The following is a 14,544-nucleotide window of genomic DNA, read 5'->3' on the forward strand; positions in this document are numbered from 1 at the left end:
TTCCTGTACATCCCTGAGGAGACCCCCGACCATGGCAGCCACCCGCCGCCCCATAGCCCTTGCYGCAGCCGTCGCCACGGCCGCCGCCCWCGGCGCCGCCTTCGCCCTCCCGGCGCTCGCGGCCGAACGGTCCGCACCGGCCGCCACCGCTGCCGCCCCCGCGATGGAACTGAAGGACGGCACGCTGGACTGGGGCTTCAAGGAGTCCTTCCGCAGGTACATCGGCGCCGCCGGAAAGATCACGGTCAAGGACGGCGCGACCCAGGCCGCGGGCAACGGTGCGTTCACCTTTGTCAACGGCAAGGGCACATACGACATGACCACGCACGGCACCGACACCGCCTTCGAGGGGGGCGTCAACTTCTCCGCGCACGGCGGCGTCCTGGACATCACGCTCTCGGACGTGAAGCTCTCCACGGCCGGCACGGGCGGCGCGATCACCGCCGACGTGGCGACCCCGGCCGGCACCGCGAACGACGTGGCGGTCGCCGACCTCGACCTGTCGGCCGTCCGGCCGGGCCAGGGCGCGGGCGGGGCGATGGTCTTCAAGGACATCCCCGCCAAGCTGACGAAGGCGGGCTCCGAGGCCTTCAACGGCCAGTACAAGGAAGGGGAGGTGCTCGACCCGGCCACGCTCACGGTGAAGGCGGTCGCCACCCCGACCGAGAAGCCGACGGACCCCGCCGAGCCGACGGAGAAGCCGACCGAGAAGCCGACGGAGAAGCCGACGGAGAAGCCGACGGAGAAGCCGACCGAGAAGCCGACCGAGAAGCCCACGACGCAACCGACGGAGTCGACGCCGAAGCCTTCCCCGACCGCCACGGTCACCGACCAGCCGGCCGCCGACCCGGGCGCGATCGTCGACGGCACCCTGAACTGGGGCGTCAAGGCGTCCTTCCGTACGTACGTCACGGGCCCCATCGCCCACGGCAAGGTCGAGACGACCGCCGGTGCCACCGCGACGGGCAGCGGCTACCGCTTCCCCGACGCCACCGGCCGGTTCGACGCCGGGAAGCGGACCCTGAGCGCCGCCTTCGACGGCAAGGTCCGTTTCCTGGGCCACGAGGAGAACGGCGCGTACACCCTGGACCTGTCCCTGACCAACCTGAAGGTCCAGGTGGACGGGACCAAGGGCAGGCTCCTCGCCGACGTGTCCACCAAGGACCGTGAGACGAAGAAGGTTGCTGTCCACAGCGGTCTGGCCGTCGCCGACCTCACGCTGCCCGCGGGCGGACTCACCGCCAAGGACGGCGTGGTGACCCTCTCCGCCGTACCGGCCACCCTCACCGCCGACGGCACCAAGGCCTTCGGCGGGATGTACGAGGCGGGCGAGCAGCTCGACGCGCTGACGGTCGCGGTCGCCCTGGACAAGGACGCCGAACTCCCGTCCACCGGCGGTTCGTCCACGGGCGGTACGTCCACCGGCGGTACGTCCACCACGGGTGGCTCGTCCACCGGCGGCACCGTGGGCGGCGGCGGCACGGTCGGCGGCTCGGGCGCCCTGGCCTCCACCGGCTCCGACCTCCCGGCCGGCGCCCTGTTCGCCGCCTCGGGCGTCATCGTGGCGGCCGGAGCGGGAGCGGTCGTCGTGGCGCGCCGTCGCCGTACCGTCTGATCCACCGGCGCACCGCCCGGGTACCGGCCCTGTCACGGGGCGGGTGCCCGGGCGGTGCTTGAATGCGCACGTGAATGACTACGACGTACCCGGCGGCAGCGGTATCGATGTACTGCGCGTGTTCTGCGGCCCCGACGGCCGGCACGGCAACGCGCTCGGGGTCGTACGCGACGGACGCGACCACCCCGACGAGGCGTCCCGGCAGGAACTCGCCCGGAAGCTCGGCTTCAGCGAGACCGTGTTCGTGGACGACCCCGAGCGGGGCCATCTGGACATCTACACCCCCGGCCTCCGGCTGCCGTTCGCCGGGCACCCCGTGGTCGGCGCCGCCTGGCTGCTCGACCTGGAGGTCCTGGAGCTGGGGGTGGGTGCGGTCTTCGCCCGCCAGGACGGGGAGTTCAGCTGGATCACCGCCCGTCCCGAGTGGGCGCCGCCGCGCACGCTTCAGCAGTACGCCTCGGTCGCCGAGGTCGACGCGCTGCCCGCCCCGCCGCCCGGCGAGGGCTGGCTGTACGCCTGGGCGTGGGAGGACGAGGCCGCGGGCCGGGCGAGGGCGCGGGCGTTCCCGCGCAGGGACGATGGGATCGCGGAGGACGAGGCGACGGGGGCGGCGGCGCTGCTGCTGAGCGACCGGCTGGGCCGCGCCCTGAACATCAGGCAGGGCCGAGGCTCCCAGATCCTCACGGCCCCGGCCCCGGACGGCACGGTGGAGATCGGCGGCCGGGTGGTGCTGGCGCAAGCGGGCCTGTAGCGGCACGACCGAGACCGGCGGCGCGGTTCAAACCGTCAGCGGCACGACCGAGACCGGCGGCGCGGTTCAAACCGTCAGCGGCACCATCAAGCCCGTAGTGGCACCATCAAGCCCGTCCGGCGATTGAGGACAGAACAAAGCGGCGGGGCACCCGAGCCCGGGTACCCCGCCGCCGCCCGCCGAGGGCTACGCGCTGAGCGGGAACACCTCGCCAAGCTCCTGGAACACCGCGGTGTTCAGCGCGAACGCGTGCTTGCACTCGTCCACGATCCGCTGCTTCTCCAGGTCGTCCGCGTTCACCGCGTCCAGCAGCTCCCGGTAATCCCGCTTGAAGGAGGCGGGGTTGGCTATCTCCTCGAAGACGTAGAACCGCACACCGTCACCCTTGCGTGCGAAGCCCCACGTCCTCTCCGCCTTGTCGCGGATGATCTGACCGCCCGACAGGTCGCCCAGGTAGCGCGTGTAGTGATGGGCGATGTACCCGGCGGGCCAGGTGCGGGCGCATTCGGCGACGCGCGCGGCGTACGCGGCCGTCGCCGGGAGCGGCTCCAGGCCCTCGCGCCAGTCCGCACCCCGCAGATGGGCCAGATCGCGCTCCAGCTCGGTGGTGCGCATCAGCTCGGGCTGGATGAACGGTCCGGCGACCGGGTCGCCGGCCAGCGCGAGGGCCCCGTCCTCCAGCGCCCGGTACACGAACCACAGCTGCTCGGTGTAGCGCGTGTACGCGTCCACCCCGAGGCGCCCGCCCAGCAGATCGCTCATGAAGGTCGAGGTCTCCGCCTCGGTGTGCTGCGCGTGGGACGCGGTGCGGATCAGCGTCGAGAAGGGCGTGGCGGTGACGGTTGCGTCCAAGGCGGGCCTCCGGGGACCGAGGGGGACGGGAAGTCCAGAAAGAGACGGAAATATCGGCCGGCCGAGGCTGTTCGCCCGGGCGCCTGCCGATGCGTCGATCTTCCTACTTAGGCTTACCTAAGTCAACTGTTTCCCGACGACCTGTCGGTAAGTATCGACAGGAGGAAACGGGAACGGCCGCCCACGAGGGGCGGCCGTCGGGCGAAGAGGGGCCGGCGGGGCTACGGGAGCGTGAGGATCTCGGCGCCCGTCTCCGTCACCACGAGCGTGTGCTCGAACTGCGCGGTGCGCTTGCGGTCCTTCGTGACCACGGTCCAGCCGTCGTCCCACATGTCGTAGTCGTGGGACCCGAGCGTCAGCATCGGCTCGATCGTGAACGTCATCCCGGGCTGCATCACGGTGGTGGCGTGCGGGCTGTCGTAGTGCGGAATGATCAGCCCGGAGTGGAACGAGGAGTTGATCCCGTGCCCCGTGAAGTCCCGCACCACCCCGTAGCCGAAGCGCTTCGCGTACGACTCGATGACCCGGCCGATCACATTGACCTGGCGGCCCGGCCGCACCGCCTTGATCGCCCGCCTCAGCGACTCCTCGGTGCGCTCCACGAGCAGCCGCGACTCCTCGTCCACGTCACCGCAGAGGTAGGTGGCGTTGTTGTCGCCGTGCACCCCGTTGATGTACGCCGTCACGTCGAGGTTCACGATGTCGCCGTCGCGCAGCACCGTGGAGTCCGGGATGCCGTGGCAGATCACCTCGTTGAGCGAGGTGCAGAGCGACTTGGGGAAGCCCCGGTACCCCAGCGTCGACGGGTACGCGCCGTGGTCGCACATGAACTCATGGGCGACCCGGTCGAGTTCATCCGTCGTGACGCCCGGCGCGATGTGCTTCGCGGCCTCGCCCATCGCCTGGGCGGCGATGCGTCCCGCGACGCGCATGCGCTCGACGGTGTCGGCGTCCTGGACCTCCGGGCCGCTGTACGGCGTCGGGGCGGGCTTGCCCACATACTCGGGGCGCCGGATGTTTCCGGGCACGGAACGGACGGGAGTGAGCTCCCCTGGTACAAGCAGCGACTGGCCAGACATGCCAGCGAGTCTAACCAGCGTGTCTGGGGCACGATGGCACCGAGGAAAGGAGCCGGAGATGGCCCTGTTCAAGAAGCGCACGGTCGGCAAGCCGGGCGAGTGGTTCTACTGCCTGGAGCACAAAAAGGTCGAGGAGGGCCCCGAGTGCCCGGCCAAGGACCGCTTCGGCCCGTACACCTCCCGCCAGGAGGCGCAGCACGCCATGGAGACCGCGCAGGAGCGGAACCTGGAGTGGGAGACCGACCCCAAGTGGCACGACCGGCCGGATCCGGACGAGAACGCGGGCGGCTGAGGGCACGACCGGCCGGGGCGGGGCGCGGGGCCTCCGCCCCGGGCTCAGCCCGTCGGCGCCGCCCGCAGGGCCTCCTCGCTCCGCGCCCGCCTGCGCAGCGCGTCCTCGTCCGTCTCCGAGTCGTACGTGAGCAGCTTCGGCAGGACCGCTGCCAGCAGCGCCACCGAGGCCACACAGGCGACGCCCCCGGACCAGACCGCCGTCCTGGTGCCCGTCCACCCGGCCATGCCGCCGGCCCGGACCTGGCCCAGCTGCGGGCCGACGCTGTACGAGAGCACCTCGATGCCCGCGAGCCGGCCCCGCAGCTCCTCCGGGATCGTCTGGTTCCAGATGGTCGAACGGCCGAGGCCGCTGAGCATGTCGCCCGCGCCGGCGACCGTCAGGCAGGCCAGCACCAGCCATACGTCGCCGAACCAGCCCGCTGCCGCGATGGCCAGCCCCCAGACGGCCGCACCGCACACCACGAACAGTCCGTGCCGGCGTATCCGTGAGGTCCAGCCGCTGGTCAGGCCCAGGACGAGGGAGCCGACCGAGCCCGCCGCGTACATCAGCCCCAGTGACCACTCGGCGTCCAGCTCGTCGGCGAGGAACGGGAAGATCGTGTTCGGGAAGGCGAAGAACATCGCCGCCATGTCGATCGCGTACGTTCCGAGCAGGACCGGCCGGCTCCACGCGTAGCGCGCCCCCTCCACGATGCCGCGCAGCGACGGCTTCGTCCCCTGCTCCGCGGGCGGCGCGGGCGCCAGCCTGCGGCACAGCACGACGGAGACGGCGAACGTGACCACGGTGACCGCGTACGCCGTCGCGTGCCCGGCGTAGGCCACCACCAGGCCCGCCAGCGCCGGCCCCATGATCGCGCCGGCCTGCCAGCGCAGCGAGTTCAGCGCGGCGGCGGCGCCCAGCTGGTCGTGCGGCACGATGCGGGCCATCAGCGAGTCCAGCGCGGGCCGCTGGAGCCCGGCCAGCGCGGAGACCCCGCCCGCCACCACGTACAGCGGCCACAGCATCGGATCGGGCAGGGCCGCGTTCACCAGCAGGACCAGCGCGAGCAGCCCCAGCCCCGCCTCGGTGGCCAGGATGACCTTGCGGCGGTCGGCCGCGTCGGCCAGCGCACCGCCGTAGAGCCCGAACACGACCAGCGGCACCAGCTCGACCGCGCCCATCGCGCCGACCGCGAGCGGGGACCCGGTGAGGTCCTTGATCTGGAGCGGCAGCGCGATCAGGGCCATGAAGCTGCCGAAGTAGGTGACGATGCCCTGCACCCACAGCAGCCGGAAGTCCGCCGAGGAACGCCAGGGGGACAGATCGGGAAGCAGCGCGGCCAGCCTGGCGGCGAGGGAGGTGCGAGAGGTCACGAGGAGACATGGTCCGTCCCGGTGCGTGCCCGGTGCAAACAGATTTCACGCAGGGACGGGCAGCAGGGGGCAGCCGGCGGAGGACCGGCGACGGGGCGGCGGGTGCCGAAGGGTGTTCCTGATCACCACCGCGCGGGCGGCGGCGCGGTCAGCTGGTCGGCCAGCCGGGACAGCCGGTCCCGGAACCGCAGCCGGCCGCGCTGCGCGGGCGCGCCGTTCTCCCCCGCCGCCGCGCTGACCAGGTGCTGGACCGTGTCCAGGTCCACATCGTCGCCGCCCGTCACGGAGAGCGCCTCGTGGGCGAGCCCCCGCACCTCCGGATCCCCGTTGTCCAGCGACAGGACCGTCGCCCCGGCCCGGCGGGCATCGTGCACCCGCTCCAGCAGCCCCTCGCCCGGCCGCTCCGGCACCACCACGAGCAGCGTCTCGCCCCGCCCGGCCGCCTCGATCCGCCCGAGCCCCACGGACAGATGGGCCGGGCCGCCCGGCTCCACCCGGTGGCGTACCAGCGTGGGCGTCAGCTCGGGCAGCCCGGACCAGGTGGACTCGTCGACCAGATGGGCCGCCAGGTGCCACGGCTCGTACACCTCGGTCCCCACCAGCAGCAGCCCGCCGCCGTGCGGCACGACGGACGAGCGGAGCGTCCCGGCGAACCGCCGGGTCGCCGCCGGCCACTGGGTCTTCGCCAACACCTCACGCAGCAGCGCCACACGTACGGCATCCATGGCCCGGCATCATGCACCACCTCCGGGTCCCCGGACCGGCGAACGGCGGCGGAGCCACCCGTACGAGTCCCGTGCGCAGGGCGGGCACAAGGCAGTCCCACTGGCCGAGGACGCACCGTCCCGCGCCCGTACCTGGCAGTAGTGTCGGGGCCATGACTACGAATGACAGCGGCAGCGCGCCCAAGCCCCCCGCCAAGGACCCCTGGGACCTCCCCGACGTGTCCGGCCTGACCATCGGCGTCCTCGGCGGCACCGGCCCGCAGGGCCGCGGACTCGCCTACCGGTTCGCCCGCGCCGGGCAGTCCGTGATCATCGGCTCCCGTGCGGCGGACCGCGCCCGGGCCGCCGCCGACGAGCTGGGACACGGCGTGCGCGGCGCGGACAACGCCGCCTGCGCGCGCGACAGCGACGTCGTGATCGTCGCCGTGCCGTGGGACGGGCACGCCAAGACCCTGGAGTCCCTGCGCGAGGAGCTCGCCGGCAAGCTCGTCATCGACTGCGTCAACCCGCTCGGCTTCGACAAGAAGGGCGCCTACGCGCTGAAGCCCGAGGAGGGCAGCGCCGCCGAACAGGCCGCCGCCCTGCTGCCGGAGTCCCGCGTCACCGCCGCCTTCCACCACCTCTCGGCGGTCCTGCTCCAGGACGAGGCGATCGAGGAGATCGACACCGACGTGATGGTGCTCGGCGAGGCCCGCGCCGACACCGACCTCGTCCAGGCGCTGGCCGGCCGGATCCCGGGGATGCGCGGCATCTTCGCGGGCCGGCTCCGCAACGCCCACCAGGTTGAGTCGCTCGTCGCCAACCTGATCTCGGTCAACCGCCGCTACAAGGCACACGCCGGGCTGCGCACCACCGACGTCTGAGCCACGGCCCCGCGCCCGGCGGCCGGGGGCATGGGGGACACTGGACGGGACCGCGCACCATCCCCCGACAGGAGCCACCCCCATGCCCCGCCTCGCTCTCTACGCCCTCGCCGTCTGCGTCCTCGCCGTCGCAGCCGCCGTGATCTCCTTCGTGCAGGGCAGCTGGCTCCTCGGGATCGTCTGGGTGCTGCTGGTCGGCCTCTCGTCCAACATGGCCTGGTACTACGTACGCCGGCAGCGCGTCGTGAACGCCCAGGGCGCGTAGGACTCCGGGGTGGCTACCCGGCCATCGCGCAGACCGGGTTCGGCGTCTGCCAGAACCGGTAGGAGTCGAGACCGCAGTACGTCTCGAACTCACTGACACCCAGCGACCGCAGAATCGCGTCGATCGCATCGAAGAAGGCCGCGTTCACCTCGGGGACCCACAGCAGAGCGAAGACCGCGATCAGCCCGAACGGCGCGAACGGCTCCACCTGACGCCGCACCGAGTGGGAGAGCCACGGCTCGATCACCCCGTACCCGTCCAGCCCCGGCACCGGTACGGAGTTCAGGATCGCGGCCGTGACCTGGAGCAGCGCCAGGAAACCCAGCGCGTACCGGAAGGCGACCGGGACGCCGTCCAGCGCGTCCAGCCAGAACGGCGCGGTGCACACGACCGCGAACAGGACGTTCGTCAGCGGGCCCGCCGCCGAGATCAGGCTGTGCCGCCAACGGCCCCGGATCCGGCCCCGCTCGATGAAGACCGCGCCACCGGGCAGCCCGATGCCGCCCATGATCACGAACAGCACGGGCAGCACGATGCTCAGCAGCGCGTGCGTGTACTTCAGGGGATTCAGCGTCAGGTAGCCCTTCGCCCCGATGGAGATGTCGCCGCTGTGCAGCGCCGTCCGGGCGTGTGCGTACTCGTGCAGACAGAGCGAGACGACCCAGGCCGCCGTGACGAACAGGAACGTGGCGAAGCCCGGCTGCTCGGCGAAATCCGTCCACACCGCCCAGCCGGACACCGCCGTCACGGCGGCGATGCCGAGGAAGACCGGGCTGATCCGCCGGTCGCTGCGGGCTGTTGCGGAGGTCATCGGCGGCTCCTGGTGGCTGCGGGGAGCGGGCGGGCGGCGAGCCCCGACCGTACAGGCGACACGCGGAAAACGTCTCGCGTCGGGTGGGTGGTTCCATGAAGGGGGTCCGTGCCGAGCCGGTCGGCGAGCACCGTGCGCACCTCGTCGTACGCGGCCAGCGCCTGGGCCGTGCGCCCGGCGTCACGCAGGGCCCGCAGCCGCAGCGCCTGGAGCGGTTCGTCGAGGGGGTGCTCCTCGCAGAGCGCGGCCAGCTCCGGCAGTACGTCGTCGGCCCGCCGGACCCGGATCGCCGGCGTCCAGGGCCCGCGCCGGCTCCCCCCGCCCCCGGGCCCGTCGTCCTCCAGGGCAACCTCCGGGCCCGGCTCACCAGCTTCGTCGGACGCGAGAGCGACATCGAAGCCCTGCGCGGCGACCTCTCCCGGGCCCGGCTGGTCACCCTCCTGGGACCCGGCGGCGCGGGCAAGACCCGGCTCTCCCAGGAGACCGCGGAATCCTTCGACCCCGCGTCCTGGCCGGACGGCGTCTGGCTGGCCGAACTCGCGCCCGTCGACGATCCCGAAGCGGTGGCGGAAGCGGTCCTCGGTGCACTCGGCGCCCGCGAGACCGTGCTCCGCGGCGCGGGCGCCGAAGAACTCCGGGCCGCCGAACGGGGCGCGGGCGAGCCGCTTTCCCGGCTCACCGAGCACTGCTCCCGGCGCCGCATGCTGCTGCTCCTGGACAACTGCGAGCACGTGATCGAGGCCGCCGCGTCCCTCGCCGACCATCTGCTGGCCCGCTGCCCACAGCTCACCGTCCTCGCCACCAGCCGTGAACCCCTCGGCGTACCCGGCGAGTTCGTCCGGCCCGTGGAGCCGCTGCCCGACCCGACGGCCCTGCGCCTGCTGGCCGAGCGCGGCGCCGCCGTACTGCCCGGCTTCCGGGTCGACGCCGACGCGGCGACCGCGGCGGCCACTGCCGAGATCTGCCGCCGCCTCGACGGTCTGCCGCTCGCCATCGAACTCGCCGCTGCCCGGCTGCGGATGCTCACCCCGCAGCAGATCGCCGACCGGCTCGACGACCGGTTCCGGCTGCTGACGAGCGGCAGCCGGACCGTGCTCCCGCGCCAGCAGACCCTGCGGGCCGTCGTCGACTGGTCCTGGGACCTCCTCGCCGAGGACGAACGCACCGCCCTGCGCCGGCTGTCCGTGTTCGCCGGCGGCTGCACCCTCGAAGCGGCCGAGGCGGTCTGCGCGGACGGGCCGCGCCAGGCGCGCGAGGTCGCCGGGCTGCTCGGCTCCCTCGTCGACAAGTCCCTGGTCGTCGCCGCTCCCGCGGCGGACGGCCAGATGCGCTACCGCCTCCTGGAGACCGTCGGCGAGTACGCGGCGCAGCGGCTCGACGAGGCGGGGGAGCGGGACGCCGTCGAACGCCAGCACCTCGTGTACTTCCGGGAGCTGGCCCGTACCACCGACCCCCTGCTCCGCGGCGCCGGACAGCGCGCCGCGATCGAGCTCTTCCAGCGCGAGTACGAGAACCTGCGCACCGCGCTGCGGCACGCCGTCGCGGCGCGCGACGAGCAGGAGTCCCTGTGCCTGGTGATCGCGCTCTCCTGGTACTGGCAGATCCGCAATCTGCGCAGCGACGCCCTGCACTGGGCCGACGCCGCGGCGGCCCTCGGCCCCGATCCCTTCGCCGCGCCCGTGGAGCCCGCGCCCTCGATCCACGAACGCTGCACCGACGCGCCGCCGCCCATGGGGCCCGAACTGCTCCAGGAGGCGCGGCGCCAGGTGGGGCTGATCCAGCTGGTCAGCATGGACCACGCGATGGACGAGTGGACGAACGAGGCCAGCATGGTGCGGCTCCGGGGCATCGCCTCCGTCTACCGGGCCGGTCAGCCGCAGACCTGCCGGAGCCCCGCGTCGCTCTGGTTCTTCGCCGTCATGCTGACCGGTGGCGTCGCGGACCTGCGGCACCTGCTGGACGAAACGGTCCGCGCCGCACGGGAGTTCGCCTTCGAGTGGGAGCTCGCCGCGGCGCTTCAGATGCGCGCCAACGTGCTGGCCAACCGACCCGACTGGGCGGGCGCCGCCCATCTCGACGCCGCCGAGAGCCTGGAGATCTTCAGCCGTCTCGGGGACGACTGGGGCATGGCCGAGGCGCTGTCCTCGCGCGGCGAGGCGAAGGAGAAGACGGGCGACTACCGCCAGGCGGCCGAGGACTACCAGGCCGCGATCGGCTGCGCGGAGAAGCTCGGCGCCCTGGCCCAGGTGTCGGTGCTGCGCACCCGGTACGCCTCGGCGCTCACCGAGCTCGGCCGCGGGGCGGAGGGCGAGGCGATCCTGCGCCAGGTGATCGCGGACGAGCGGCACGCGGGGCACGAGGCGCGGCCGGCGGCCCGGCTCTTCCTGGCGCTGTGGCTGGGCCGCTGCGGCCGGACCGCCGAGGCGCGTGAGCAGTTCTTCGAACTGCTCGAAGAGTTCAGGTCGCAGACCATGGCGATCTTCGAGGGCTTCGTCCTGGGCGGCCTGGCCTGGCTGGACAACCAGGACGGGAACTACGCGGACGCCCTGGACCGCGGCCGGCAGGCCCTGTTGCGCCTGGGTGATCCGCTGACGCAGATGGTGGCGCCGCAGATGGCCGTGATCCATCTGGTCACCCTGGCCTGGGCGCTGGGCGGGCTCGGCACGGAGCGCGCCGCGGAGCTCGGTGCCCGGCTGCTGGCCGCCGGCCGGGAGCTGCTGCCACGGGGGCACTTCCTGACGTCGATGGAGCGGGACAACTTCGACCGTGCCGAGGAACTGGTCCGTGCCGCACTCGGGGACGCCGCCTACGAGGCCGCGTACGCCGAGGGCGGCGGCCTCCGTCTGGAGGAGGCCGCCGCCCTCGTGGACGCGTACCGGCACTGACGGGTGGGAGGGCCCGTCAGGACTTCTTGCGGAACTTGGACACCGCGAGCGGTGCCATGGCCGCCGTGATGACCACGGTCCAGCCGAGCGTCAGCCAGACCGAGTCGCCGACCGGGGTGCCCATCATCAGGGCGCGTGCGGCGTCGGCCAGGTTGGACAGCGGGTTGTAGTCGGTGAACGTCTGGAGCCAGCCCGGCATCGTCGTGGGCGGCGCGAAGATGGACGAGCCGAACTGGAGCGGCATCATCACGATCATCCCCATTCCCTGCACGGCCTGGGCCGTCTTCATGGACAGTCCGAGCAGGATGAAGATCCACATGATGGCGGCGCCGAACGCGGCAGCCAGCCCGATCGCCCCGATCAGCCCGAGCACCGATCCGTGGAGCTCCATACCGAGCGCGAAGCCCATGCCCAGCAGGATCAGCGTGGCGACCATCATGCGGGCGAGCTCGACCACGATCTTGGCGATGAGCACCGAGGAGCGGGCGATCGGCATCGTACGGAACCGGTCCATGACGCCCTTGCGGAAGTCGTCGTTGACACCGGAGCCGACGGCCATGGCGATGTTCATGCCCATCATCGCCATCAGGCCGGGGATCAGGTAGTTCAGGTACTCCTGCCGGCCGCCGCCCATGCTGCCGCCGACGGATCCGCCGAAGACGTACACGAACAGCAGGACGAAGATCACCGGCATCAGGAGCGCGTCGAACATCGACTCCGGATCCTTCTTGATCTGGAGCAGATTGCGCCGCACCAGCGCACCGATGTGGCGCAGGTTGTTCCGCAGCCCGATCCGGCCCTCGTCGTGGAGCTTCGCGGCCGGGGCGGCCGGGGCCGCGTCGGTGGGGGTGGGCGTCAGAGTCGTCGTGCTCATGCCGCGACCTCCTGGGGAGTCGTGTCGGTGACGGTGGCCTTGTCGCCGGTGATGGCGAGGAACACCTCGTCCAGGCTGGGCAGCGCGGTGGCGACGTGCGCCAGCGAGAAGCCCCGGGTGCCGAGCAGGCCGATGACGGCGGTGAGCTGCTCGTCGCTGAGGATCGGTACGTACAGCAGTCCCTCGTCCGGGACCGCCTGGGCGCCCGCCACACCGTCGAGACCGGCCTCCCTGATGGCCTGCCCCATCGCGGCCAGCTGAGCCGGGTCCGAGGGCCGGATCTGCAGGGTGCGGCCGCCGACCTTCGCCTTCAGCTCGTCGACACCGCCGCGGGCGATGATCCTGCCCTTGTCGATGACGGTGAGCTCGTTGGCCAGCTGTTCGGCCTCTTCCATGTACTGGGTGGTGAGCAGCACGGTCGCCCCCTCCGCGACCATCCGCTGCACCTCGTCCCAGACCTCGTTACGGGTACGGGGGTCGAGCCCCGTCGTCGGCTCGTCCAGGTAGAGGACGGCCGGGCTGCCGATCATGGAGGCGGCGAGGTCCAGCCGGCGGCGCATACCGCCGGAGTACTCCATCGCGGCCTTCTTCGCCGCGTCCGTGAGCGAGAAGCGCTCCAGCAGCTCGTCGGCGCGCGAGCGGGCCTTCTTGCGCGGCAGGTCCAGCAGCCGCCCGATCATGTAGAGGTTCTCCCAGCCGGAGAGCTTCTCGTCGACCGAGGCGTACTGCCCGGTCAGACCGATGGTGCGGCGGAGCGCGCGGGGCTGCTTCACCACGTCGTAACCGGCCACGACCGCGTGTCCGGCGTCGGGCTGGATCAGGGTGGACAGGACCCGTACGAGGGTCGTCTTGCCGGCGCCGTTGGGGCCGAGCACGCCGAGGACGGTGCCCTCGCGCACATCCAGGTCCACGCCGTCCAGAGCCTTGGTCGAGCCGTAGTGCTTGACCAGCCCCCGTACCTCGACGGCGTTCTTGCCGTTCCTGGGGTTCTTGTCGATTCGCGTCATGTCCATCATCAGACCAGCCGCCACCGACAACGCACCGACAGTCCGCCTACAGCACGACGACAGCCCGCCGATGGGGGAAGTCGGCGGGCTGTCGGTGGTGCGGCAGTGGTCGTTCGGTCGCCGGCGCTGTGCCGGCGTTCTGCCTAGTGGAAGGTGTGCTCCGGCGCCGGGAAGGTGCCGCCGACGACCTCGTCCGCGAACGCCTTCGCGGCGTCGCCGAGGACCTGGCGCAGGTCGGCGTACTGCTTGGTGAAGCGCGGCACCTTGCCGCCGGTCAGGCCGACCATGTCGGTGTAGACCAGCACCTGCGCGTCGGTGTCCGGACCGGCGCCGATGCCCACGGTCGGGATGTGCAGGGTGCGGGTGACCTCGGCGGCCAGTTCGGCCGGGACGAGTTCCAGGACGACGGCGAACGCGCCCGCGTCCTGCACGGCCTTCGCGTCGCGCAGCATCTGCTGGGCGGCCTCCTCGCCGCGGCCCTGCACCCGGTAACCCATCGCGTTGACGGACTGCGGGGTCAGGCCGATGTGGGCCATGACCGGGATGCCGGCGTCGACCAGGAGCTTGATCTGCTCATGGCTGCGCTCGCCGCCCTCCAGCTTGACCGCGCCGACCCCGGACTCCTTGATCAGCCGGGTGGCGTTGCGCAGGGCCTGGACCGGGCTCTCCTGGTAGGCCCCGAAAGGCAGGTCGGCGACGACCAGGGCGCGCTTGGTGCCCCGGACGACGGCGGCGGACAGGATGGCGATCTCGTCCATCGTGACGGGCACGGTGGTCTCGTAGCCGAGGTGGCAGTTGCCCATGGAGTCGCCGACGAGCATGACCGGGATGCCGGCCTCGTCGAAGACGGACGCGGTCATCGCGTCGTAGGCGGTGAGCATGGGCCACTTCTCGCCGCGCGCGGTGGCGGCGGCGATGTCGTGGACGGTGACGCGGCGGTTGCTCTTGCCTCCGTACAGCGCCTTGCTGCTGTCGGAGGGGGCTCCCGCGGGGGAAGTGGGGGACTGGTTGTGCGCAGCCTGAAGCGACATTGCCAACGGCTCCTTCGTCATCTCGAGGCGCCCTGACGGCGTCCCCGGATCGCTTCCATGGTGGCATCCCGGAGCCGCTCACGGGAAGTGGGCCCGCCGTACGGGATGGCACCCGGTGTCACGGCGCCGGTAAAGACTT

General features: G+C 72.2%; 14 protein-coding genes and 1 pseudogene. 6 read left to right on the forward strand and 9 right to left on the reverse strand.

Annotation, left to right across the window (positions count from 1 at the left end):
* The first annotated feature begins 31 nt into the window (after nucleotides 1-31).
* Both EAO72_RS13835 and EAO72_RS13840 read left to right on the forward strand, forming a co-directional pair.
* A complete protein-coding gene (locus EAO72_RS13835; protein ID WP_148017593.1) occupies nucleotides 32-1,615 on the forward strand; it encodes an HtaA domain-containing protein in 1,584 nt (527 codons plus the stop codon).
* A gap of 70 nt (nucleotides 1,616-1,685) precedes the next feature.
* Nucleotides 1,686-2,366: a PhzF family phenazine biosynthesis protein gene (locus EAO72_RS13840; protein ID WP_148017594.1), complete on the forward strand. Its 681-nt coding sequence runs from the start codon at nucleotides 1,686-1,688 to the stop codon at nucleotides 2,364-2,366.
* Between the two features lie 186 nt (nucleotides 2,367-2,552).
* Here the strand turns inward: EAO72_RS13840 and EAO72_RS13845 are convergent, their stop codons facing one another.
* Together EAO72_RS13845 and map are read right to left on the reverse strand one after the other, a co-directional pair.
* Nucleotides 2,553-3,218, reverse strand: a complete 666-nt coding sequence (locus tag EAO72_RS13845; protein ID WP_148017595.1) for a biliverdin-producing heme oxygenase — start codon at nucleotides 3,216-3,218, stop codon at nucleotides 2,553-2,555.
* Between the two features lie 221 nt (nucleotides 3,219-3,439).
* The gene (map, locus tag EAO72_RS13850; RefSeq protein WP_148017596.1) at nucleotides 3,440-4,297 is read right to left on the reverse strand and encodes a type I methionyl aminopeptidase; all 858 of its coding nucleotides are present in this window, start codon (nucleotides 4,295-4,297) and stop codon (nucleotides 3,440-3,442) included.
* 58 nt (nucleotides 4,298-4,355) lie between these two features.
* On the opposite strand from map, the gene EAO72_RS13855 reads away from it, so the two are divergent.
* Nucleotides 4,356-4,589, forward strand: coding sequence for a hypothetical protein (locus tag EAO72_RS13855; RefSeq protein WP_148017597.1), 234 nt, complete (start codon nucleotides 4,356-4,358; stop codon nucleotides 4,587-4,589).
* Nucleotides 4,590-4,633: 44 nt separating this feature from the next.
* Here EAO72_RS13855 and EAO72_RS13860 read toward each other — a convergent pair whose 3' ends face one another.
* Both EAO72_RS13860 and EAO72_RS13865 read right to left on the reverse strand, forming a co-directional pair.
* On the reverse strand, nucleotides 4,634-5,944 hold the full coding sequence (locus EAO72_RS13860; RefSeq protein ID WP_148017598.1) for an MFS transporter: 1,311 nt from the start codon (nucleotides 5,942-5,944) through the stop codon (nucleotides 4,634-4,636).
* 122 nt (nucleotides 5,945-6,066) lie between these two features.
* Entirely contained in the window at nucleotides 6,067-6,669 is a 603-nt protein-coding gene (locus EAO72_RS13865) for a hypothetical protein (protein WP_148017599.1), read from the reverse strand.
* 152 nt (nucleotides 6,670-6,821) lie between these two features.
* On the opposite strand from EAO72_RS13865, the gene npdG reads away from it, so the two are divergent.
* Nucleotides 6,822-7,532 (forward strand): NADPH-dependent F420 reductase, encoded by a 711-nt coding sequence (npdG, locus tag EAO72_RS13870; RefSeq protein WP_148017600.1) that lies wholly within the window; start codon nucleotides 6,822-6,824, stop codon nucleotides 7,530-7,532.
* An 82-nt stretch (nucleotides 7,533-7,614) separates the two neighbouring features.
* Nucleotides 7,615-7,797, forward strand: a complete 183-nt coding sequence (locus EAO72_RS13875; RefSeq protein WP_148017601.1) for a hypothetical protein — start codon at nucleotides 7,615-7,617, stop codon at nucleotides 7,795-7,797.
* Between the two features lie 13 nt (nucleotides 7,798-7,810).
* Here the strand turns inward: EAO72_RS13875 and EAO72_RS13880 are convergent, their stop codons facing one another.
* Nucleotides 7,811-8,608, reverse strand: coding sequence for a site-2 protease family protein (locus EAO72_RS13880; protein WP_148017602.1), 798 nt, complete (start codon nucleotides 8,606-8,608; stop codon nucleotides 7,811-7,813).
* Nucleotides 8,605-8,952 carry a BTAD domain-containing putative transcriptional regulator gene (locus EAO72_RS43025; RefSeq protein WP_261991475.1) on the reverse strand — a complete coding sequence of 116 codons (348 nt, stop codon included), beginning with the start codon at nucleotides 8,950-8,952 and terminating at the stop codon, nucleotides 8,605-8,607. The genes EAO72_RS13880 and EAO72_RS43025 overlap by 4 nt, the downstream gene beginning before the upstream one ends.
* Here EAO72_RS43025 and EAO72_RS13890 point away from each other — a divergent pair.
* A pseudogene (locus EAO72_RS13890) lies at nucleotides 8,905-11,493 on the forward strand (ATP-binding protein); the annotation flags it as partial. The gene EAO72_RS43025 and the pseudogene EAO72_RS13890 sit on opposite strands and share 48 nt — an antisense overlap.
* 16 nt (nucleotides 11,494-11,509) lie before the next feature.
* On the opposite strand, the gene EAO72_RS13895 reads toward EAO72_RS13890, so the two are convergent.
* From EAO72_RS13895 to panB, 3 genes are all read right to left on the reverse strand, one after another.
* A complete protein-coding gene (locus EAO72_RS13895; protein ID WP_148017603.1) occupies nucleotides 11,510-12,367 on the reverse strand; it encodes an ABC transporter permease in 858 nt (285 codons plus the stop codon).
* Nucleotides 12,364-13,383 carry an ATP-binding cassette domain-containing protein gene (locus EAO72_RS13900; RefSeq protein ID WP_148017822.1) on the reverse strand — a complete coding sequence of 340 codons (1,020 nt, stop codon included), beginning with the start codon at nucleotides 13,381-13,383 and terminating at the stop codon, nucleotides 12,364-12,366. Before EAO72_RS13900 ends, EAO72_RS13895 begins: the two co-directional genes overlap by 4 nt.
* A 134-nt stretch (nucleotides 13,384-13,517) precedes the next feature.
* Entirely contained in the window at nucleotides 13,518-14,405 is an 888-nt protein-coding gene (gene panB, locus EAO72_RS13905; RefSeq protein WP_148017604.1) for a 3-methyl-2-oxobutanoate hydroxymethyltransferase, read from the reverse strand.
* Nucleotides 14,406-14,544: the final 139 nt, after the last annotated feature.

Origin of the sequence: Streptomyces sp. OR43, from assembly GCF_008042275.1 — a bacterium.
Taxonomy (GTDB): Bacteria; Actinomycetota; Actinomycetes; order Streptomycetales; family Streptomycetaceae; genus Streptomyces.

Coding starts and splice junctions, on each gene's coding strand:
- npdG (WP_148017600.1), top strand. CDS start 6,822: ATGACTACGAATGACAGCGGCAGCGCGCCCAAGCCCCCCGCCAAGGAC.
- EAO72_RS13865 (WP_148017599.1), bottom strand. CDS start 6,669: ATGGATGCCGTACGTGTGGCGCTGCTGCGTGAGGTGTTGGCGAAGACC.
- EAO72_RS13895 (WP_148017603.1), bottom strand. CDS start 12,367: ATGAGCACGACGACTCTGACGCCCACCCCCACCGACGCGGCCCCGGCC.
- EAO72_RS13900 (WP_148017822.1), bottom strand. CDS start 13,383: ATGATGGACATGACGCGAATCGACAAGAACCCCAGGAACGGCAAGAAC.
- map (WP_148017596.1), bottom strand. CDS start 4,297: ATGTCTGGCCAGTCGCTGCTTGTACCAGGGGAGCTCACTCCCGTCCGT.
- panB (WP_148017604.1), bottom strand. CDS start 14,405: ATGTCGCTTCAGGCTGCGCACAACCAGTCCCCCACTTCCCCCGCGGGA.
- EAO72_RS13880 (WP_148017602.1), bottom strand. CDS start 8,608: ATGACCTCCGCAACAGCCCGCAGCGACCGGCGGATCAGCCCGGTCTTC.
- EAO72_RS13875 (WP_148017601.1), top strand. CDS start 7,615: ATGCCCCGCCTCGCTCTCTACGCCCTCGCCGTCTGCGTCCTCGCCGTC.
- EAO72_RS13855 (WP_148017597.1), top strand. CDS start 4,356: ATGGCCCTGTTCAAGAAGCGCACGGTCGGCAAGCCGGGCGAGTGGTTC.